This window comes from Pseudoselenomonas ruminis, assembly GCF_008271295.1.
Taxonomy (GTDB): domain Bacteria; phylum Bacillota; class Negativicutes; order Selenomonadales; family Selenomonadaceae; genus Selenomonas_A; species Selenomonas_A ruminis.
This window is the reverse complement of record NZ_VTOY01000002.1, coordinates 244,797-265,426: the sequence shown is the minus strand read 5'-3', so window position 1 is coordinate 265,426 and position 20,630 is coordinate 244,797. Positions and strand designations below refer to the sequence as shown.

Genomic DNA, 20,630 nt, shown 5'->3' with positions numbered 1-20,630 from the left:
GATTGAGGTGCTTGGATGATAGATTTTATCACAATAGGAAAACAGATATATGATGTGAAAAACTGGCGTGAAAAGCATAGGTTGATTGTTTTTTTGCTGCGCGTTTATCTGCACTATGGTGATATGAAGAATTTGTATACCTTTTTTTGTGAGGATTCTCTGCGCAAAGCGACTTTTCAGGCAAAGTTTTATCCATTGGAGCAGGTGACGCGGGGGTTTTTCTACAAAGGTTCTACCTTTCAAGAGCGGGCAGAGCTGATAAAGAATCATTACCGTTATCTGCAGGAAAAATTGCTGCCGGAAAAATTCACAGATCTGTGTCAGAGCCGGAATGTGAAGATTTGGCAATCGGCAGATGAGGATGTGGATTGGCAGGCATCGTTGTTTTTCCATATCGGCCAACGCAAGGAAGGCCTGTTGTCCGTGGTTATGCTTTTTGGTGGCCAGCCGTTATATCAGATTATGTTTTGGTTGAACAAAGATAAAAACGGGGAGGATGCCTTGTGGATTGGTGCCATGCAAGGGCCTAACATGGAAGGGGCCAGGGAGCTTGTCAAGGATACCACCAAGCGGGCACATCGTTACCGCACCAAGAACCTCATCCTTTATATGACCATGGCGGTGGCGAGAGCTTTAGGGGTAAGGCATATATATGCGGTATCCAATGATGGGTATTATGCCATGAATCATGTACGTCGCGATCGCAAGCTCAAGACCGATTTCGGTGCGTTTTGGGAAGAAGCTGGCGGTCATGTGACGGATGATCCCAGATTCTATGAAATTCCGTTGATTGAGCCGCGCAAGACCATGGAGGAAGTCCCTACCCGCAAACGTGCTGTATACCGCAAGCGCTTTGCTTTTCAGGATGATGTAGATGCACAGATTACAGCCAATATGGAGAAGATATTCAAATGAAACAATATAAGAACATTCTGGTCAATGCATTGGTGAATCTGGGAGATGTAGTTCTTACAACCAGTGCAATAGCCTTGTTGAAAAAAGCTTACCCGGAGGCCAAAGTCACAATGCTGGTCAAACCGGTGGTTCGTCAGGCTGTGGAGAATAATCCGGTCATCGATGAAGTCATAGTATTTGATTACAAGGCCAAACAGAATTCTCTGGGCAAGATGCTGGAGATGGTCAAAGACATCAAGGATCGTCATTTTGATCTGTCCATATCCTTTGACCGCAAACTGCGTCCTGCCTTGCTTTGCTGGCTGGCGGGAATCCCATGTCGGGTTGGCCCCAGTAAAGTATTTGACGATAAGCCGAGCCGGGTTACCTGGTTGTATACCGATGTAGTGAATATTGACCATGATTTGATCCATACCCTGCAGGCCGAGACTTATCAGACCATTGTGCGCAAGTTCACAGGCCTTACGGAACATGCAAAACCTGTGTTTGCCAGAATTACTCCGGAGGCCGAAGACAAGGCCGCAGAACTGATTGGGAGATTGCCGGCCGCAGATAAAAAAATTGCTCTTTGTGTGAAGGGGACATTTGCTTTAAAGACCTGGCCCAAAGAATATTTTGCGCAGGTCGTGTCGGATTTAGCGAAGCGATATAATGCCAGCTTCTTCATCGTAGGTGCTCCCGGTGACCGAGAATATGCCGATGAAGTGATTGCGGCCATGGATGAACCTGTACAAAACTTTTGTGGTGATACCACATTGATTGATCTGGCTGCACTGATTGGCAAGGCGGATCTGCTGATTACTGTGGATACAGGTGCTACACATATCGCTGCGACAACGGGGGTCCCCATGGTCACAATGTATGGTTGCACGCTTCCTGACCGCTGGTATCCGCAGAATGACAAAGCGGTGGTATTCACTAGCCGGGAAGACTGCTGCCCCTGTAGTGTGAAGGCAGAGGATTGCCCGAGCAATCCCCAGCCGAAATGTCTTTGGAAGATAACGCCGGATATGGTGTTGGCCGCAGCAATGAAACTGTTAGATAATGAGTGATATTTCGATGAAACGAATTTTGATCGTTGATGAAAATCAGGTAGTAGGGTATACTGGCGGTGCAGAAAAAATCATCTGCGAAATGGCCAATGTTCTGAGCCGGCGCGGCTATAAAACTGCAATCCTCTGTATGAACAAGGAAAAAGGACTGCCGTGGCATCCGTTGGATGAAGCGGTGGACTTTTTTAACCTGGCCCATGAACAGGGAGCGAATCCTTTTACCAGCCTATCCTGGCAGTGGCAACGGGCTAAGCGTGAGTTGTTGCGGGCATTGGGAGGAAAAAAATTAAAAATCGGCAGTCGCAGATTTTCCGATCCGAAAAGAAAATACATCGAAGATATTTTCAGCAAAAGATTGCGGCATAAGATAAGGGAATGGCAGCCGGATATCATCCTGACCATCGATGCGGATAGTGCTTATATTGCGTTGTCTGCTTTGGGGAAGCAGGAAATTCCCGTGATTTCCATGTACCATGGCAATCCATTGGATATTCAGGGCGATAGGGAACGCATCAAGTCCATATGGAAACGTTGTGCGGCAGTGCAGGTTTTGCAGGAGCGCTTTATCCCAATGATGGAATCATGGGAAATTCCTAAACTGATCAGCATTCCGAATCCTGTAGTGCAGGTGCCTACTGAATATATGGAAGAGCGCAGGGCGAATCTGGAGAGCCAGCAAAAGCATCGTATCGTTACCGTAGGCCGGCTGGAAGGCAGCGGCAAGCGTCAGCATTTATTGTTAGAGGCCTTCAGCAAATTGGCTGCAGAATTCCCGGATTGGGATCTTTATCTGTATGGTGCGGCGGATAATCGCCGTTTCGCGAAAAAATGTCAGCAGTTCGTGAAAAATCGGAATCTCGGTGATCGGATTGTATTTGCCGGCACAGTAAAGGATATCTTCGAGGCTTATAAACAGGCAGATATATTCGCCTTCCCCAGTCGGATAGAAGGATTCGGTCTGGCGCTGTGCGAGGCTATGAGTGCGGGGGTGCCAGTAGTGGTATACCGTGAATGTTATCCCGATGACACAATCGTAAAGCATGGAGAAATGGGCTGGCGCTGTGATGATGGTGTGGATGCGCTGACACAGTCGCTGAAGCAGTTGATGCTGGACAGCCAGCTCCGTGAGCAGATGGGCGAAGCCGGACACCGTCACATGGAAAACTTTGCTCCTGAGTTCGTATGGGATAAATGGCAGAGTTTGATTGAAGAGGTGGCTCATGTTTGAATTTGAAAAGCATCGTATTTTATTATTGGGCGGTTCGGGCAGATTTATGCAATATGACAATATCGATGTAGAAGAGGTCTATCATATTCCGGACAAACCTGCGAAGCGAAAGTTCAAGTTGTATGAGCATCTGCCCTTTGTACATAGTATGCGGGAGTGGTATGGCAGCTGGGCTGACCGCGTGCAGGAGTATGATACCTTCATCATCCTGGATGGCATTCGCGGGACAGACGTCATAGAATACATTCAGAAAAACAATCCGCAGGCAAGGATTATCCTTTATTATGTCAATACCTTCACCGAAGGTGCCAGAAACGATCCAGCCCGCTACAAAAAGTATGGTTGTGAAATCTATAGCTTTGACCGCAGACAGGCAAAAAAAGCTGCAATAAACTTCCGCCATTATTTCTACGAATATGAGGAAGAATACGATGAAATCAAGAACCTGCCAATGGATATCCAGCAGGACATTCTGTTCATTGGTTCAGACAAAGGACGAATGAAGTCTCTGCAGGACTTGGAACAGGAATTCCGTAAAAACGGGTTGTCGTTCTATTACCGTGTAGTTCCGGATAAACGGACAAAATACACACAGGAGCAATCCGCACATCTGCTCAAGGAGCGCATTCCTTACATGCAGATTGCCAAGGCTATTGCAGAAAGCAATGCTGTTCTGGACTTTACCAGCGCAGGCCAATCTGGCATCACACTGCGCTCCATGGAATGTATATTCTTTGGCAAAAAGCTGATTACGAATAATGATGATGTCGTCCACTACGACTTCTATAATGAGAACAACGTATTCCTGCTGAATCAGCGTGTTTTGGCTGAACTGCCACAGTTCATGTCGACGGAATTCCTGTTGGATAAGGATGTTACGAGCCGTTATACGAAGGAATATTGGATGGAATCATTCTTTAGGCAAGAGGTGTAAGATGCAGCCAAAAGTCTATATTGTAATACTCAATTATAAGAATCCAGACTATACGATAAAGTGTCTGGAAAGTGTGTATGACCTCAACTACGACAATTATTGTGCAGTAGTTGTAGATAATGCTTCGGCAGATGATTCTGTGGCGCGGATTCGGGCCTGGCAGAAACGAAGCGGCAAGGCACCGGTTCTCCTGACTACGGATGAAAATCGTGGTTATTCCGGCGGAAATAATGTAGGCATACGCTATGCGCTGGCACAAGACGATTGCGAATATGTCTGGATTCTGAACAATGACACAGAAGTCGATGCCGACAGCCTGCGCGAGATGGTAGCGAAAGAGCAGGCAACTGGTGCCGGTGGCGTAGGCTGCGTTGTCTGCTACTATGATGAACGGGAAAAGGTGCAATTAGTCGGCAATACGGCAGATTTCGACAATTTTGTCCTGCATGGTGTAGGTACGAATTCTGCCGCCAAAGCGATGAAAGCAGGTCTTCCTATCGACACCCTGTCGGGCCCGTCCTTCATTATGTCCAAAAAATTGATTGAGGATGTGGGCATATTGGATGAGTCCTATTTCCTCTACTGCGAGGAGTTGGAACTGGCAGCCAGAGCAAAGGAAAAAGGGTATCACTTTACCTATGCGGAAAAAAGTTTCATCTATCACAAAGAAAGCGCCAGCGCCCGCAAGAAGAGTACCTCTTACCGTGATTACCATGTAATCCGGAGTTGGCGGATATTCATCGGCAGATGGCATCCGGAGAAAGTTGAAAGTTTTGAAACACTTTATTATAAACAGTTGAAAAAGAAATTGAAACATTTCCATGTAAAAAGGGCTTATGCAATCTATAACGGAATAAAAAATGGTAGGAGAAATTGCTGATAATTATTAGCTATTCCTTTTTATATAGTAGATTATTGTGTGTCTTGTGAAATGGAGAATAATCGATGTCGAAAGAATGTATTTTGAGTGTATGTGTTGTTACGTATGGTCAAGAAAAATATATTGGGCAGGCTCTTGATAGTATTTTAGCGCAGAAAACTAAATATGACTTTGAAATTTTGGTTGCAGAAGATTGTTCTCCTGACAATACGCGACATATTCTAAAAGATTATGAGAAAAAGTATCCAAATCGTTTTAAAATGCTCTACTTAGATGAGAATACATACAATACTACTAATAATGCTTTTGTAAGATTGAGTCATATGGCAAAGGGAAAATATGTTATTATCCTTGAGGGAGATGACTATTGGATAGATCCTTTGAAATTGGAAAAGCAGATTTCGTATTTAGAAGCACATCCAGATTATATAGCTGTTGCACATAATTGTTTGGTTGTAGGTGATGATTCACAGCCATTAGATGAGGAGTATCCAGAATGTAAAGATGAAGAATATACAGACGTACATTGGTATAATGATGTATTGCCAGGACAAACTGCAACTGTTATGTATCGGAATCCATTTTTTATAGGACTAGATTGGTCTATTATGGAGAAGGCACTTAGCCCAGGGGATAGAATACAATTCTTTGTCTTAGTAGCCAGTGGGAAAATTCATTGCATTCAGGAAAAGATGTCAGCATATAGGCATGTAACTACTAAGGGAAGTAGTTTTTCGGCAAATTTAATGTATGATTTTGAAAAAATGGATCACTGGTACGCTGAACTTATAGAGTGGGCAAAGAATAATGCGACAGATCATCAGGTGGAATGCCTAGAATTGATACGTTTTATGGAAGTTAGAAGAGGAATAAATGCTGGTAAATTGTCAAAAAGTATGTTATATAAAGTATCGTACCATCATTCTTATATAAGATTGTTTTATTTATATCTTAAAAGATGGTATCGTAGCCATATACTCCATGACAAGTTTCGTGTACAATAAAATTTTAATGAAAAGGGAAAAATATGAAAAAACTATTGATACTTGGGGGATCTCGATATGTTATTCCTGTTATAGAAAAAGCTCAAGCAATGGGAGTGCATGTAATAACGTGTGATTATTTGCCTAATAATATAGGACATAAGTATTCAGATGAATATTATAATGTTAGCATTGTAGATAAAGAGGCTGTTTTGTCACTGGCAAAAAAAATTAACATTGACGGAATTATGTCGTTTGCTACAGATCCAGGCGTAATAACAGCAGCATATGTGGCTGAAAAATTAAATTTGCCAGGATGCCCGTATGAGTCTGTAAAGATTTTACAAAATAAAGATAAATTTCGTGATTTTTTAAAGAAAAATAATTTTAATGTTCCTAATGCAAGAGGGTATGATTCGGCAGAGAACGTGATACGGGATATAACAGAGTTTGATTTTCCGGTTATTGTGAAGCCCGTGGATTCTGCAGGTAGTAAAGGCGTTTCTCGTGTTGATGATTTGTCGGGTTTGCAGCAGGCTGTAGAACTTGCCTTTAATAACTCTTTATCCAAACGAATTATTATAGAAGCGTATTTGGAAAAAGTAGGGTGTTCATCGGATACAGATTGCTTTTCTGTTAATGATGAACTGGTTTTTGCTAGCTTTGACTGTCAATATTTTGATGCTAATGCTGTAAATCCGTATACGCCATCTAGTTATAGCTGGCCTTCTAATATGCCAGTTTCAGCTCAGAAAGAACTGCGTAGTGAGTTGCAGCGTTTGATTAATTTATTGCATTTAGGGACATCTATATATAATGTTGAGACACGCGTTTGTACAGATGGTAAAGCATATATTATGGAAGTATCTCCGCGTGGTGGTGGCAATAGATTGTCAGAAATGCTTTTTATGGCCTGTGGCGAAGACCTGATAGAAGCAAATATTCGTGGTGCGTTAGGCCTACCTATTCAAAAGTTGCGTGATCCACTATATAGAGGAGCTTGGGCAGAGTATATTATCCATAGTAATAAAAAAGGAAAGTTCAAGGAATTAATTATTGATGATAAATTTGCACAGAATCATGTTATAGAATGTGATTTGTGGGTAAATTTAGGAGATGATGTTCGCGATTTCACGGGGGCAAATGAAACAATAGGTACTTTGGTCTTGAAATTTGATAGTATTGAAGAAACTCAACAGGCTTTAAAACACATGAATAGATATGTGAAGGTAGTGGTAGAGTAAGAGAGATGATTATGTGGAAAGAGATTGATGGATATAGAGAAATAATTTCTTATAAAAGTGTCAAGGGTTCATGATAATGAATTAAAATAAGTAGCAGGTGTGTTTAATTGTGATGTTTATTGAAAGTATAAAATAAATAATCGTAATTTGTGTTATGGTTGTGCCTCAATGAGCGAGGGGTGCATAAGTTTTGGTGTTGAATTTCACTATTTCAAGATAGAAGTTTGTTTCTTGCTTACGTCAATAAACTTAGAGGATAATAAGCGGCTGTATATTGTTGATAATGATCAACTGTGCTTTGATAAGCTTTGGAATAAAGCGGATACATTATATATTTGCCGTAATCTTTTGTCGCGGATAGTAAAATCCCTTATACTGATGCGACGCTGGAGAGATCAATACCATTAGGCGAATCATAGCGTCGAATCCCCTTTTTAGATGGGAAGATTTTAGTGTGCCGCTTTTTGACTTTTATTGATAGTAGAAATGGATGGTAGAGAATCATGAAAAAAATTGTTGTGTTTGGAGCTACGGGGGATGTGGGACGTTATTTTGTTGATTGGCTATTGTCGCATAAGATAGATTATGATATTTATGCGGTAGGACATAGAAAAGAATTTCATGTTTTTGATTATGCGTCAAATGTTTCGTACTGTTCTGTGAATATCTCTAGGAAAGAAGATTTTGACGTATTGCCTACTGATCCATTCGCAATTGTTGACTTTGCAGGATTGATGCCAGCACGAATGAAAGGCTATAATCCGCAGAAATATATCGATGTTAATATTACAGGAACGCTGAATATTCTTGAGTATGGTCGTCAAAACAAAGTTGACAGAATTTTATTCATGCAAAGTTTTGGTGATATTAAGGATTATGGTGAATTTGATGTCCTGTTGACGGCGAAAATGCCAAGAAAATTTAAATTTAATTCAGATCACACTGTATATGTGATGACAAAGAACTTTGCAGTGGATCTTTTGGAAAACTATCATCAAATGTATGGAGTGAAAAATTTTATTTTTAGATTACCAACAATATATTTATATTCTAAACAGGACAGATATTATGTTGATGGTATAGAACGTCGTATTGGCTATAGAATATTGATGGATATGGCTGCAGCTGGCAAAACTATGGAGGTTTGGGGTGATTGTTCCAGAGTAAAGGATATGATTTATGTAAAAGATTTTTGTCAAATGTTATATAAAGCATTAATAGTTGACCGTGATGGCGGTTATTACAATGTGGGGACAGGAGAAGGAATATCTCTCCTTGAACAAATTAAAGGGATTATAGAAGTGTTTGGAAATAATAATCCCATCAAGTTCTGCCCAGATAAACCAAATGCACCACAATATATAATGGACATAACTCCAGCAAAAATAGAGTTGGGATATAAACCACAGTATGATTATATAACAATGCTGAAAGATTTTAAAGAAGAAATGCAACTCCAACGCTTATATAAAAAGGAGTAAAATACAATGAATAATATTTTAGTGACGCGGTCGTCTCTGCCTAGTATCGAAGAGTTTGTAGATGAAATAAGAGATATTTGGGATACGCATTGGCTTACCAATATGGGGGTAAAACATAAGACGCTTCAAAAAGAATTACAGAAATATTTTGGAATTGATAATATTGATTTGTTTACTAACGGTCATATGGCACTGGAACTTTCCTTGCAGGCGCTGAATCTGCAAGGAGAAGTTATAACTACGCCGTTTACCTTTGCTTCGACTACCCATGCAATTGTTCGGAATGGTCTTACACCTGTGTTCTGTGATATTAATCCAGTAGATTTCACAATGGACGTGAATAAGATTGAATCGCTGATTACAGACAAAACTTGTGCAATTATGCCTGTGCATGTTTATGGTAATGTATGCAATGTTGAAGAAATTGAGCGGATTGCCAGGAAATATGAGCTGAAAGTTATTTATGATGCGGCGCATACTTTTGGCGTGAAATATAAGGGCAAGAGTACAGCTGCTTTCGGTGATGTCTCCTGCTTCAGCTTCCATGCAACAAAGGTATTTAACAGTATTGAAGGTGGTGCGGCTTGTTTTAAGGATGAAGAGTTTGGTTTGAAATTATACCGGCTGAAGAATTTTGGTATTCGCGGCCCAGAATGTGTAGATGCAGTAGGTGCTAACGCTAAGATGAATGAATTCTGTGCAGCCATGGGGATTTGTAACCTGCGGCATGTAGATGAGGAGATTGCAAAACGCAAGAAGGTAGTAGAACGTTATCGAGAACATTTAGAAGATGTGGAAGGTTTGCAGTTGAATCCTGTGCAGAAGGATGTAGACCCTAATTATGCGTACTTCCCAGTAGTGTTTGAAGAAAAGCAGTTTGGTGCAACTCGGAATGAAGTTTTTGAAGCTTTGGCTAAAGAGGGAATCGGTGCAAGAAAATATTTCTATCCACTTACCAATACATTTGAATGTTTCCATAATGCTTTTGATGTAAATGCTACACCAGTCGCATTGCATATGAGCAAGCATGTTTTGACATTACCGCTTTATGCAGATTTGGATGACGCCACTGTAGATAAGATTTGTAATGTGGTATTGAGTTGCAGAAGGTAATGTTGGGAGATGATAATTTTTGTGGAGAAATGAAGCTTTTATTTAAATTTAAATTTGTAAAATCATTTACAAATTCCATCATGTTCACAGACAACTTCATATTGAAATCAGCTGAGATTAATGCTATGCTTTGATTAAGTGTAGGAGGTGTTATCCGTGATGAAGACAATAGGGAAAGAAAACAAGGGGCAAAGTTCGCAAAGAATTGTTCTCAATTCGAAAAACAGCATAGCTATAAAAGAGGCAATGCGCGAGGTGTCCAAAGAAGTCATGAAAAAGAATGCGGAACTATATAGGAGATTAGCATTTAAATGATTTCAAGAGACTATATAACAGAAATTCTGTTAGAGGATATTTTAGAATTTCATGCTGAATTAGAAGAAAGTGATATTCCGGTGGAAGATGGTGTTCGGGATATGGCTTTGCTCGAATCGGCAGTGAATGCCCCTTTTCAAACATTTGGTGGTCAGGATTTATTTCCTAGTATTTACGAAAAAGCTGCGAGATTGCTCTATGGAATCGCTAACAATCATGCTTTTGTGGATGGAAATAAACGAACGGCTGTTCATGCGATGGAAGTATTCTTAATCATGAACAGAGTAAGCCTAGACTATACAATAGATGAAATGGAAGTTATGGTCATAGGTATCGCTGATAATACATGGACTTATGAAGAGGCTGTTCAATGGATAACTAAACATGCTCGTTAATCGCTGATTTCAATTATGAAGTCGGCGAATATTTGTATTTATTGGTTAGAATGGCATTGTGTAAAGTTAAAAAGGTAAAAGAGCTGATGTGGATATAGCGGTATATGGATGCTAAGGTGTCTGATGAGTTGAAGAAGGAAATTGAACAGAATGGGATGATTATATATGAAAAAGTATGATATTTTTTGCAGTAATCTTCGAGTGCTTGAAAAGCTTCAGCGTAAGATTTAGAAAATGAATTCATCATAAGCGATATTATCGATAAATTGAATGAATTTGCATAAAATACTAGAGGGACGCTTATATTACACAATATGTAAGGAGAATTTAGGTGTTATTTAATTCGTATGAGTTTATTTTGCTCTTTTTGCCCCTTACCTTTGCGGGCTTTTTTGCATTAGGGCATGGTGGACAGAAACGTGCGGCTACGCTTTGGCTGGTGCTGGCGTCGTTTTTCTTTTATGGCTATTGGGATGTTCGCTATGTGCCGTTGCTTTTTGCTTCGATCAGCTTTAACTATCTTGTGGGGAGGCAGTTGGAGCGTTGCAATGGCAATCGGGTATGGCTGACTTTTGGTATTGTTGTGAATGTCCTATTGTTAGGGTATTTCAAGTATACAGATTTTTTCCTAGGTACGGTGAATGCTTTGGCGGGGGCAGATATGTTTGATTTGCCACATATAGTCCTGCCACTTGGTATTTCGTTTTTTACCTTTACGCAGACTGCGTATTTGGTGGATGCGTATCGGGGAGAAGCACGGAACGAATCTTTCCTGACATATCTGGAATTTGTTACGATTTTTCCGCATTTGATTGCTGGGCCAATCATCAATCACAAGGAAATGATTCCGCAGTTCATTGCGGATAAAACGTTCCGTATCAACTATGACAATATTGCTCGTGGCTTGACGATTTTTACCATGGGCTTGTTTAAAAAGGTGGTTATAGCAGATAAACTGGCTATTTATGCGAATGAGGCATTCAGCCATGCGGATTCGCTGACTTGTGTGCAGGCATGGCTGGGCGCTTTGTCGTATACGCTGCAATTGTACTTTGATTTTTCTGGGTATAGCGAAATGGCCATTGGATTAGCGTTGTTATTCAATCTGGATATGCCCGTCAACTTTAATTCCCCTTATCAGTCGCGAAGCATTATTGATTTTTGGCGGCGTTGGCATATGACGTTAGGCTTGTGGGTGAAGAATTACCTCTATATTCCGATGGGCGGTAATCGTCATGGTGAGTTCAGGAAGATGCGGAATCTCTTTGTATCCATGCTGATAATCGGTTTATGGCATGGTGCTGGATGGACTTTTGTAATCTGGGGGGGGATGCATGGTGCTTTGCTGATGATCAATCATGCTTGGCGTAAAGCTGGCATCGCACTGCCCAAAGTGTTGAATTGGGGGATGACATTCCTTTGTGTGGTAATTTGCTGGGTGTTTTTCCGTGCGGGAAGTGTCCATGAAGCTATGCAGGTATTAGGCAGCATGGCCGATTATCAAAGTCTCCTAGGCGCTCATGGCAAGGAGAGCAGACATTTGCTGGAAATGATTGGCATGGTAGCATTATTGGCATTTGTGCCGAATCCCTTGGTGTTGATGAAGAAATTCACAGCGAATAATAAATGGCTGATAGTTACAGCAGCAATGCTTATTTGGGCTATGTGGCATTTGAATAATTATTCCGAGTTTCTTTATTTCCAATTTTAAAGAGGGATGAGCAGAATGAAAAAATACGTTTTCCGTTTGTTGGGGATATTTTTGCTGGCTATGTTTGGAACTATGGCTTGCAATTATATTTTTGATTCTTCTGGCGTTTTAAATACGGATTTTAGTGTCAAGCGTGTGGAACCTAATCAGCATTTTGTAAAGATGCGATATATACTTTCTAATCCGGAAAAATATAATGCATTTTGCTTTGGTTCATCGCGTATTGGTAATATCGATTTGAATAAAATTGATAATGGCCTGCGTTATTATAATATGACGTATTCGGAAGGGTTACCAGAAGAGTGGCTGCTTGATTTGCAGGATATGGTCAAACATGGTGTCAGTATCAAGCAGGTTATGATTGGTTTGGATGATTTTTCGATACGAGTAGATCCGAAACAGCATGAAAATGATTTGTTAAGAGTTCCTTATCGGGACGACACATTATGGAAGACCTATGCGTTATATTTACTGAAAAAACCAAAGTTGAAAAAGGAAGATGCCAGCAGAGGCAGTGTTTATGATATATATGGATCAGGAAGACCGCTGCATCCGGAAGTGGATGAGTATATCGAAGCCAATGTAGAAAAACATCTTCAGGATGAACGCTTTTCGAAACCGTATGAATATAAGGGGAATCGGATAGCCGAAACCATGGAAAGCCTTACAAAACTAAAGGAACTCTGTGATGATAATGGGATTGAGTTGATCGTTTTCGTTAATCCTGTTAATGCGGTTACCTATCGCAGCAATGATATATCGGAGCTTAACGCGTTCAAATATCAGCTGGCTCAGTTGACCAATTACTATGATTTCAGCGGCTTGAATGAGATTACGACCAATAATTACTATTATTATGAAACAAGTCATTATCGGCCAATGGTCGGCGATATGATTGTAGATCGGATATTCCATAATGGTCAAAGGAATTTCGGTGTGCTAGTGACGAGGGATAATGTCAAGGAGCATTTGCAAAAGCTGGAAGAAGAGCTGGATATTAAGGGGAGTATAGAATAATATCCGGATTATTTGCAGTAGAAATAAAAATAGATAGTTTCAGATGTACGAAAAACGGGATGAAGGAGAGCAATACAATAGCAAGGGATGATATTTAATTCGCAGTTAGGGGGATCAATATGGGTTCAGCCTTTTGGTTCGGGTGGCAGCAGGATTTGAAATTAATGATTGTAGCACCTATTGTCTGTGGTATTTTTCGATTGGTATTTATTATGCGTTATGGCCCCAAGAAGAGTCCTGTTGGGGAATGGAAGAAATGGATAGAATGTTTCCGCTATGGTTTTTGGTGGGGAATGGATTTTAACGCATACGTTTTTCTGTTTTCTTTGGTGTTGGTCACGATACCGGCAGCTTTTATTCCTTCGTATTATGCTATCGGTGATCGTGTAAGACTGTTTGGTCTTATGCTGTATCTGCTCGTGCTTTATACAGCTTTTTTTGGGAAGATGATTTTCTACTATCATTTTCGGGATACGTTCAATGTGACAATCAAACTGGGGGGTAATGCAGATAAAAAAAATCTTATCGATATTTTCTTCAATCAGAATCATGGCGGCTGGATTTTGTTGGGATATATTCCCTATGGCTGTCTTTGTTGGATTTTAGGGAATGGGATACTGCACCTTCCCAGCATTGGATATGTGGAACTTTCTTCTAATGTCATGCAGTATGTTCTGAATGCGATAGTGTTCGTTTGTGCCATTGTGCTTTTTTATTGGTTTCGCTATGGGGGAACTTTGAATCATCGTCATAAGCCGGAATGGGATGAAGTGCCAGCGATTGTCAAGAATGATATTTTTATGGGCAAGGCTGTAATCGATGATTTGGTTGCGTTGGAACTGGCATGTAAGCATGAGGTATGTGCGGCTTTACGTCATGCGGATGATGAGGCGCGTGCAATCATGAAGCCGATATTGCAGGGGGATTGGCCTGCGAATGTTTCGCCGCTATCCTTTTTTTGCCATGAGGCAAAGGGCGCCAGAATACAAAAGCCCCAACACATTTTTTTCCTTTTTGGAGAGAGTCATGGGCAATCGCCTTTTGATGCACCGTTCCATTATTTGCATCTTATGGATGCAAGTATGCGGTTCCGGGAAGAGTCGAATGCTTTTGTCATGAATAACTTCTTGCCGGCGGGGATGATTTCCCAGCCATCGCTGGTAAGTTTGCTGGCTGGTATCTATGATGCAGACTTGGAACTTAACGAAAATAAAGATTTCTGGTATGGCAATGTGCCGACTTCTTTGCCGTTGCAGTTGAAGAAACTGGGCTATCGTACCGAGTTCTGGTATGGCGGCGGAATGAATTGGGGGAGTTTGGAACATTTCGCACCCGCTATTGGATTCGATCGCTGCCATGGCGGACCGGATTTTTGTCCGCCGGATTCGCCTAAGACCTGGCTGGGGATTTATGACCATATATTTTTGGAAGAAGCAGCCAAGCTGATCAAAGAAACCGATGATGGCCGGCCGGTATTTCATTTTGTCTATACCACGTCGAACCATGGTCCGTATAATATGCCGTATGAGGAGTATGGTTTTGACGTTGAGAAGGTAATGCCTGATGCGCCGGAGAAGCTCAAGCATGATCATAAGGTTGTAAAACAAATGGGCGGCATTTGGTATGCGGATCAATCGTTGATTCGTTTTGCCGAACAGATGCGGGACGAATACCCCGATAGTTTGTTTGTGGTGACAGGAGATCATACGATTAACCTGATTCCGTTCCAGTGCGATGTCATAGGGAGAAACGAACCCAATCTTCGTGAGTCGTTGTTAACATCATTTGCAATGTCGCATCCGGAGTTAAAGAAGGATATGATGGTGGGCAATACGATTGGTGGGCATATGAATATTATGCCGACTATTGTGGAATTGATTGCCCCAAAAGGATTTGAGTATCATTCTATTGCTAAGCCGTTGACGGAGCCTATAGATCATGTAGTTACGCCTTATTGTTGGATGACTAGTGATAGGATTGGTGACTATCGGGATAGTTTAGCTCAGCAATTGGCTGTTGCAGAAGAATTGTTGCCATTTGAGCGCGATAAAGAGCAGTTCCGTGAGGAGCGCGATGCCTGGTGTGAGCTTACGGGGTGGCTTGTGCGTCATCCTGAACTGCTTGACGATGCTGGAAGAGGTACGAGAGTGTGATAAACTAGCACAAACGTATATATAACAAACGTTTGTTCCTTGATGGTGCCGATTTATTTGATATATGGATTCTAATGAGCTGACACATGAAGAGAGTGGGATACATTCCTTATAGTGTAGATGAGATATATGGAATAAGGACTTCAGGAAAATATGGAGAATGCTTTTATGAATGAGCATGTAAAGCGGGTAAAGGATTTTTTCTTGGATTACATGCGTGATGAATCCGTTCATATTTATTTGTTCGGTTCATGGGCGAAGGGGACGGCGCGGCAGGGATCTGATGTCGATGTAGCTGTTGAATATCCAGATGGTGTATCTGGAGTGTTAAAGATTGGCGAACTTCGTGAGCAGTTGGAGGAGTCGACGATTCCTTACCGCGTCGATGTGGTGGATATGCAACAGGCTTCTCAAACGCTTTTGCAGGAAATACGGAAGGATGGTATTCAATGGAAATAACAAAGCGTTTTGCAACTGCTTCACGAGCATTGGCGAAACTTCACGAGGCTGTTACGAAGGAACAACTCTCAGAGATGGAACGAGACGGCTTGATTCAGCGGTTTGAGTTTTGTTTTGAAATCATGTGGAAGTGTGGCAAGGATTATTTGCGTGATGCAGAGGGCTTGGATGTTGCTTCGCCTAAGGCTGTAATCCGTGCGTTGCGTGATGTGAAGGTATTTTCAGACGAAGAAACGGTGTTGGCATTGAAGATGGTCGATGCACGCAATCTTACTGCGTATACTTATGATGAGGAATTGGCCATAAAATTAGCAGGGCAAATACCCGAGTATGAGCAGTTTATGCAACTGTGGTATCGGCGGATGACGGAGTGATTGGAATGGATTTGCCAGAAAAGGTTATTGCGGGGATAAAGGAACTGGCTGAAGCGTATGATGTTCAGCGGGGTGTTTTGTTCGGGTCGCGAGCTCGGGGGGATAACCATCCGAAAAGTGACGTAGATTTAGCAGTTTATGGTTGTGCAGACTTTACGAATTTTTCGTTAGATGTTGATGAGAAAGTTTGGACTTTGCTGATGTTTGATATTTTAGATATGGACAGGTATGATTACTCACAGGAATTGTTGCAGGAAATTGTACGCGATGGGGTGACGATTTATGAAAAAGTTTGAGAATTATATCAGCAATATAAAGTTTGGGGAAGATATTAAACGGCTCTATGGAGAGCTGTTTAATAAATGAGCGTGTTAATCGAGTGAAAGATTGTGTCGAATCAGTCTAAATGAGGTGAGAATTTGCGTGGCAGTTATGATGTTGTGATAAATAGCCGGCGTTTACAGTATAAGTTTACTATCAGGCGCAATATTACCGTTATTCGCGGTCAGAGTGCCACGGGGAAGACTACCTTGGTGGAGATGATTCGTGACTGCAATGAAAATGGTATTGATAGCGGTATTACGATAAAATGCGATAAAGAATGTGTGGTTTTGTCAGGGCGCAAATGGGAGCGCGATATTGCAGAGCTGGAAAACAGTATTGTGTTCATCGATGAGGGGCATAATTTTGTTTTGTCACAGGAGTTTGCTGAGGCGATAAAGAAAACGTCTAACTATTATGTTATTGTCACACGGGAACGTTTAGAAAACATTCCTTATAGCGTAGATGAGATATATGGGATTCGTAATTCGGGGAAATATGGCAAGTTGCAGGCGTCTTATCATGAGTTCTATAGACTGTATGAGAACATACCAATGGGACAGCCGAAGCCTATAAAGAAGCTGCTTACAGAAGATTCGCGTGCGGGGTATCAGTTTTTCTCAGAGGTGGGCACGGACAAGGGAGTTACCTGTGCTTCGGCTGGAGGAAAGTCAAATGTGGCGGCGGCTATTATGGCTTGCCACGAGCCCGTGCTGGTGGTAGCTGATGGAGCGGCCTTTGGTCCTGAGATGGAACGCATCACGGAGCTTATGAAGCTTCGTGATGGTATATATCTTTATTTGCCAGAGTCGTTTGAGTGGCTTATTTTGCAATCGGGTCTTATTACTAAGGAAAATTTGACGGATATATTAGCCACCCCCTATGATTATATCGACAGTGAAAAGTATTTTAGTTGGGAACAGTTTTTTACAACGATTTTGCAGGATAGCACGAGGGGAACGTTGTATCAGTATGTGAAGAATAAGCTGAACCCTGTGTATTTGCATGAGGCAAATAAGATGAAGATTTTGGCTGTTATGAAGCCGCTAATGAATCGATGGGGATGGTGATAGATTTGCTACATGTTTTTTATGGTGATATGCCTGAGGCGATATTTAATACAGCGGTATTTTTTAAGAACAGTTATGATGATAATTGGATTGTCGATGATTTTTCCAAGCAGATGATTGCTGATGTTGATAAGTCGGAAGTGCTGGGGTCAGGTGTTATCGACAGCCCTGTGTTGGGAAAGATTGCGCCGGAGCGTTTGTCGGGCGGTGTGAAGACTTTGATGCTGGTGAAGTTCATGCCGGATATGGTGTTTAATGTTTCGACATGTGGCAATAATTGCGCCAAATGGCTGTTGAAGATTGCGGCGGATGAAGAACGAACGGTGAATCTGCGAAATATCATGAACTTTGGTGAGGAGCCGTTTGCTATACATGTGCTTAATACAGATGAGGTAGTACATAGCATGCGTGAACTTTTGCCAATAGCTATAAAGTATGTATGATGGACACAATGTCTGCATGACAGTGTGAGTGGAAAAGTGTATAATAGGTCTCGTGCCCGGTGCTTTTGGCACCGGGCTTTTGCAGATAGTTTTCAGAGTCAAAGATTAGGATAGGAGTTAGCAGGTATATGCAGGTTTCAGTGTTGGCCAGCGGGAGCAAAGGCAACGCGGTTTATGTGGAAATGGATGGGTGCCGATTGCTGCTGGATGCAGGCATCAGCGCGACGCGTATCAAGAAGGCGCTTCTGGCGCAGGGCGTCGATGCAGCCAGTCTTGATGGCGTGCTGATTACCCATGAGCATCGCGACCATATCGCGGGGCTTGTGACACTGTCGAAGTGGTATCACCTGCCAATTTTTTCGCGTCGGGCGACGTTTGAGAATATGAGCTGCCGCGCCCAGCTTCCACCAGAATGCATCTGCCCGGTGGAATCGGGATTCAAGCTGGCAGGGCTGTCAGTGACACCTTTTTCAACGTCGCACGATGCGGCTGATCCTGTTGGGTATCGAATACAGGGTTCGCAGTGTATGGCGCTGGCGACGGACCTTGGGTTTGTTACGGCCAATGTCCAGGCGGCGATTGAAGGCGCCGACACGTTGGTGTTGGAGGCCAATCATGACCCCGAGGTGCTGAAAAATGGTTCGTATCCATGGCCGCTTAAGCGGCGCATTCTTTCGAATCGTGGTCATTTGGCCAATTCGGATGCGGCTTGGGCGATTGCCCGGATGAAGCGGCGTCCGCAGAAGGTGTTCCTCGCGCATTTGTCAGAGGAGAATAATCGTCCGGATTTGGCACGGGATACGGTGCAGGCGATTCTTGAGCGGCAGGGGATTCGGCAGGAGATAATCATGACGAGTCAGACTGAGGCTGTATCAGGGTAAATATATCTTTGGAGGGATTTTTATGAAATCGTTCTTTAAGTCTATGAATAATAAAAAAAAGAAAAATCTGGTTGCTGCTTTGATGGTAGCAATGTCGGTGGTTTCGTTCTCGGGATGTTCGGCAGGACAGGCGGACCATTCCTCGTCTTCCAGCGCAGCTGCGGTTCAGCAGGCGGCAAGTAATCAGACGCTGTCGGATGCACGCAACACGCCGGTCGTTCGTGCGGCTAAGGTTGTTGGCCCGACGGTGGTTGGCATCACGAATAAGGCCGTGGCGCGCGACTGGTTCAACAATCCGGTGGAAACCGAGGGCGTTGGTTCGGGCGTTATCTTCAAGAATGATGGCGGCAAGAGCTATATCGTGACGAATAACCATGTTATCAGCAATGCCAAGGAACTCATTGTTTCGCTGGCCGATGGCCGCACGCTCAAGGGCAAGCTGATTGGTGCTGATGAGATGACGGATTTGGCGGTTGTCCGTGTGGATGATGGCAATCTGCCGGTGGCAAAGTTTGGCGATTCGGACAAGATTGTTGTTGGTGAGCCGGCCATCGCTATCGGCAATCCGATGGGCCTGGAGTTCCAGGGCAGTGTGACGAGCGGTGTTATCAGTGCGCTGAACCGTACGCTCGACATCAGCGATAAGCGCGTGAAATTGTTGCAGACGGATGCGGCTATCAATCCGGGCAACTCAGGCGGTGCTTTGGTCAATGCAGATGGCGAGGTCATCGGCATCAATAGTGCCAAGGTAGCAGCCAACGGCGTTGAAGGCATGGGATTTTCCATTCCTATCAATACCGTACAGAATGTCATCAACGAGATTATGGAAAAGGGTTATGTAGCTCGTCCGTATCTTGGCGTATCGGTATTTGACCCGCAGACGGCAGCCCGCTATGGCTATCAGCTCAATATCGACAAGGGCGTCTATGTCTTCCAGCTGACGCTCAATGGCCCGAGTGGCAAAGCTGGCTTGCAGCGCGGCGATATCATCCTGAAACTCGATGGCCAGGAGACGAACAGCGTTCAGGACCTCCGTTCTAAGATTGCAGACCACAAGGTCGGCGATACGGTGAAGGTAACCTTTGACCGCAACGGCAAGCAGAAGAATGTCGATGTCGTTCTCGAGGAAATGCCGCAGGATAAGAATTAATGAAGATTACGATTGTCTGTGCAGGCAAAATAAAAGAAAAGTATCTGAGTGCAGGGATTGCGGAGTTCATGAAGCGGCTCCGCCCCTTTGCGCAGGTGGAGATAAAGGAAATCCACGAGGAAAAGATGCCCGATGAGCCGTCGGCGGCAGAGAAAGAACAGGTTCTGCAGAAGGAGGGCGAGAAACTCTTGAAGCTGGTGCCTGCGGGAAGTTTCCTCTTTGTGCTCGACGTATTCGGCAAGGAGATGCCGTCGGAAAAGCTCGCGGAGAAGCTGGACCAGCTGGGGATTCAGGGACGCAGCAATATTACGTTCCTGATTGGCGGCGCCTTTGGCCTTTCGAAAGAGGTGCGGGCGGCGGCGGATGAGCGGCTGAGTTTTTCACAGCTGACGTTCACGCATCAGATGGTGCGGCTGTTGCTCGTCGAGCAGATTTATCGCTGTTTTAAAATCAATCGCGGTGAGAAGTATCACTGGTAATATAAGCCTTCCCCTTTAGGGGGAGGTTTTTT

At 42.9% G+C, this 20,630-nt stretch carries 22 protein-coding genes; all 22 read left to right on the top strand.

The window, feature by feature from the left end; translation table 11 throughout:
* Positions 1-15: 15 nt before the first annotated feature.
* The 22 genes from FZ040_RS04960 to rlmH all read left to right on the top strand — a co-directional run bounded on the left by FZ040_RS04960 (position 16) and on the right by rlmH (position 20,598).
* Positions 16-915, top strand: coding sequence for a VirK/YbjX family protein (locus tag FZ040_RS04960; RefSeq protein ID WP_149170982.1), 900 nt, complete (start codon positions 16-18; stop codon positions 913-915).
* Entirely contained in the window at positions 912-1,967 is a 1,056-nt protein-coding gene (locus tag FZ040_RS04955) for a glycosyltransferase family 9 protein (RefSeq protein WP_149170981.1), read from the top strand. The genes FZ040_RS04960 and FZ040_RS04955 overlap by 4 nt, the downstream gene beginning before the upstream one ends.
* Before the next feature lie 7 nt (positions 1,968-1,974).
* On the top strand, positions 1,975-3,195 hold the full coding sequence (locus tag FZ040_RS04950) for a glycosyltransferase (protein ID WP_187620250.1): 1,221 nt from the start codon (positions 1,975-1,977) through the stop codon (positions 3,193-3,195).
* Entirely contained in the window at positions 3,188-4,129 is a 942-nt protein-coding gene (locus FZ040_RS04945) for a WaaS/CpsH family glycosyltransferase (protein WP_149170979.1), read from the top strand. The genes FZ040_RS04950 and FZ040_RS04945 overlap by 8 nt, the downstream gene beginning before the upstream one ends.
* Position 4,130: 1 nt before the next feature.
* Positions 4,131-5,009 carry a glycosyltransferase family 2 protein gene (locus FZ040_RS04940; protein WP_187620249.1) on the top strand — a complete coding sequence of 293 codons (879 nt, stop codon included), beginning with the start codon at positions 4,131-4,133 and terminating at the stop codon, positions 5,007-5,009.
* A gap of 65 nt (positions 5,010-5,074) precedes the next feature.
* The gene (locus FZ040_RS04935) at positions 5,075-6,013 is read left to right on the top strand and encodes a glycosyltransferase (protein ID WP_149170977.1); all 939 of its coding nucleotides are present in this window, start codon (positions 5,075-5,077) and stop codon (positions 6,011-6,013) included.
* A 23-nt stretch (positions 6,014-6,036) separates the two neighbouring features.
* Entirely contained in the window at positions 6,037-7,236 is a 1,200-nt protein-coding gene (locus FZ040_RS04930) for an ATP-grasp domain-containing protein (protein WP_149170976.1), read from the top strand.
* Between the two features lie 503 nt (positions 7,237-7,739).
* Positions 7,740-8,717 carry an NAD-dependent epimerase/dehydratase family protein gene (locus FZ040_RS04925; protein WP_149170975.1) on the top strand — a complete coding sequence of 326 codons (978 nt, stop codon included), beginning with the start codon at positions 7,740-7,742 and terminating at the stop codon, positions 8,715-8,717.
* Between the two features lie 6 nt (positions 8,718-8,723).
* Positions 8,724-9,830, top strand: coding sequence for a DegT/DnrJ/EryC1/StrS family aminotransferase (locus FZ040_RS04920; RefSeq protein ID WP_149170974.1), 1,107 nt, complete (start codon positions 8,724-8,726; stop codon positions 9,828-9,830).
* Positions 9,831-9,986: 156 nt separating this feature from the next.
* Positions 9,987-10,145 (top strand): hypothetical protein, encoded by a 159-nt coding sequence (locus FZ040_RS13955; protein ID WP_187620248.1) that lies wholly within the window; start codon positions 9,987-9,989, stop codon positions 10,143-10,145.
* Positions 10,142-10,540: a type II toxin-antitoxin system death-on-curing family toxin gene (locus FZ040_RS04915; protein ID WP_149170973.1), complete on the top strand. Its 399-nt coding sequence runs from the start codon at positions 10,142-10,144 to the stop codon at positions 10,538-10,540. Before FZ040_RS13955 ends, FZ040_RS04915 begins: the two co-directional genes overlap by 4 nt.
* Positions 10,541-10,871: 331 nt before the next feature.
* Positions 10,872-12,251 (top strand): MBOAT family O-acyltransferase, encoded by a 1,380-nt coding sequence (locus tag FZ040_RS04910; protein ID WP_149170972.1) that lies wholly within the window; start codon positions 10,872-10,874, stop codon positions 12,249-12,251.
* Positions 12,252-12,266: 15 nt separating this feature from the next.
* Positions 12,267-13,268, top strand: coding sequence for a hypothetical protein (locus tag FZ040_RS04905; protein WP_149170971.1), 1,002 nt, complete (start codon positions 12,267-12,269; stop codon positions 13,266-13,268).
* 119 nt (positions 13,269-13,387) lie between these two features.
* Entirely contained in the window at positions 13,388-15,421 is a 2,034-nt protein-coding gene (locus FZ040_RS04900) for an LTA synthase family protein (RefSeq protein ID WP_149170970.1), read from the top strand.
* A gap of 168 nt (positions 15,422-15,589) precedes the next feature.
* Entirely contained in the window at positions 15,590-15,880 is a 291-nt protein-coding gene (gene mntA, locus FZ040_RS04895) for a type VII toxin-antitoxin system MntA family adenylyltransferase antitoxin (RefSeq protein ID WP_187620247.1), read from the top strand.
* Entirely contained in the window at positions 15,871-16,254 is a 384-nt protein-coding gene (locus FZ040_RS04890) for an HI0074 family nucleotidyltransferase substrate-binding subunit (RefSeq protein ID WP_149170968.1), read from the top strand. The genes mntA and FZ040_RS04890 overlap by 10 nt, the downstream gene beginning before the upstream one ends.
* Before the next feature lie 5 nt (positions 16,255-16,259).
* On the top strand, positions 16,260-16,550 hold the full coding sequence (locus tag FZ040_RS04885) for a nucleotidyltransferase family protein (RefSeq protein ID WP_149170967.1): 291 nt from the start codon (positions 16,260-16,262) through the stop codon (positions 16,548-16,550).
* Between the two features lie 123 nt (positions 16,551-16,673).
* Positions 16,674-17,645, top strand: coding sequence for a phosphoenolpyruvate carboxykinase (ATP) (locus tag FZ040_RS04880; RefSeq protein WP_149170966.1), 972 nt, complete (start codon positions 16,674-16,676; stop codon positions 17,643-17,645).
* Positions 17,646-17,650: 5 nt separating this feature from the next.
* Positions 17,651-18,088, top strand: coding sequence for a DUF4869 domain-containing protein (locus tag FZ040_RS04875; protein WP_149170965.1), 438 nt, complete (start codon positions 17,651-17,653; stop codon positions 18,086-18,088).
* A gap of 128 nt (positions 18,089-18,216) precedes the next feature.
* On the top strand, positions 18,217-18,969 hold the full coding sequence (locus tag FZ040_RS04870; protein WP_149170964.1) for an MBL fold metallo-hydrolase: 753 nt from the start codon (positions 18,217-18,219) through the stop codon (positions 18,967-18,969).
* Between the two features lie 43 nt (positions 18,970-19,012).
* Positions 19,013-20,119, top strand: coding sequence for a S1C family serine protease (locus tag FZ040_RS04865; protein WP_149171078.1), 1,107 nt, complete (start codon positions 19,013-19,015; stop codon positions 20,117-20,119).
* On the top strand, positions 20,119-20,598 hold the full coding sequence (rlmH, locus tag FZ040_RS04860) for a 23S rRNA (pseudouridine(1915)-N(3))-methyltransferase RlmH (RefSeq protein ID WP_149170963.1): 480 nt from the start codon (positions 20,119-20,121) through the stop codon (positions 20,596-20,598). The genes FZ040_RS04865 and rlmH overlap by 1 nt, the downstream gene beginning before the upstream one ends.
* The last annotated feature ends 32 nt before the right edge of the window (positions 20,599-20,630 follow it).

What these genes read in the sequence shown, in the direction of transcription:
- FZ040_RS04920 (WP_149170974.1), top strand. Translation starts at nt 8,724, where the DNA reads ATGAATAATATTTTAGTGACGCGGTCGTCTCTGCCTAGTATCGAAGAG.
- FZ040_RS04915 (WP_149170973.1), top strand. Translation starts at nt 10,142, where the DNA reads ATGATTTCAAGAGACTATATAACAGAAATTCTGTTAGAGGATATTTTA.
- FZ040_RS04955 (WP_149170981.1), top strand. Translation starts at nt 912, where the DNA reads ATGAAACAATATAAGAACATTCTGGTCAATGCATTGGTGAATCTGGGA.
- FZ040_RS04885 (WP_149170967.1), top strand. Translation starts at nt 16,260, where the DNA reads ATGGATTTGCCAGAAAAGGTTATTGCGGGGATAAAGGAACTGGCTGAA.
- FZ040_RS04865 (WP_149171078.1), top strand. Translation starts at nt 19,013, where the DNA reads ATGAATAATAAAAAAAAGAAAAATCTGGTTGCTGCTTTGATGGTAGCA.
- FZ040_RS04960 (WP_149170982.1), top strand. Translation starts at nt 16, where the DNA reads ATGATAGATTTTATCACAATAGGAAAACAGATATATGATGTGAAAAAC.
- FZ040_RS04930 (WP_149170976.1), top strand. Translation starts at nt 6,037, where the DNA reads ATGAAAAAACTATTGATACTTGGGGGATCTCGATATGTTATTCCTGTT.
- FZ040_RS04890 (WP_149170968.1), top strand. Translation starts at nt 15,871, where the DNA reads ATGGAAATAACAAAGCGTTTTGCAACTGCTTCACGAGCATTGGCGAAA.
- rlmH (WP_149170963.1), top strand. Translation starts at nt 20,119, where the DNA reads ATGAAGATTACGATTGTCTGTGCAGGCAAAATAAAAGAAAAGTATCTG.
- FZ040_RS04940 (WP_187620249.1), top strand. Translation starts at nt 4,131, where the DNA reads ATGCAGCCAAAAGTCTATATTGTAATACTCAATTATAAGAATCCAGAC.
- FZ040_RS04870 (WP_149170964.1), top strand. Translation starts at nt 18,217, where the DNA reads ATGCAGGTTTCAGTGTTGGCCAGCGGGAGCAAAGGCAACGCGGTTTAT.
- FZ040_RS04935 (WP_149170977.1), top strand. Translation starts at nt 5,075, where the DNA reads ATGTCGAAAGAATGTATTTTGAGTGTATGTGTTGTTACGTATGGTCAA.
- mntA (WP_187620247.1), top strand. Translation starts at nt 15,590, where the DNA reads ATGAATGAGCATGTAAAGCGGGTAAAGGATTTTTTCTTGGATTACATG.
- FZ040_RS04925 (WP_149170975.1), top strand. Translation starts at nt 7,740, where the DNA reads ATGAAAAAAATTGTTGTGTTTGGAGCTACGGGGGATGTGGGACGTTAT.
- FZ040_RS04945 (WP_149170979.1), top strand. Translation starts at nt 3,188, where the DNA reads ATGTTTGAATTTGAAAAGCATCGTATTTTATTATTGGGCGGTTCGGGC.
- FZ040_RS04900 (WP_149170970.1), top strand. Translation starts at nt 13,388, where the DNA reads ATGGGTTCAGCCTTTTGGTTCGGGTGGCAGCAGGATTTGAAATTAATG.
- FZ040_RS04950 (WP_187620250.1), top strand. Translation starts at nt 1,975, where the DNA reads ATGAAACGAATTTTGATCGTTGATGAAAATCAGGTAGTAGGGTATACT.
- FZ040_RS04905 (WP_149170971.1), top strand. Translation starts at nt 12,267, where the DNA reads ATGAAAAAATACGTTTTCCGTTTGTTGGGGATATTTTTGCTGGCTATG.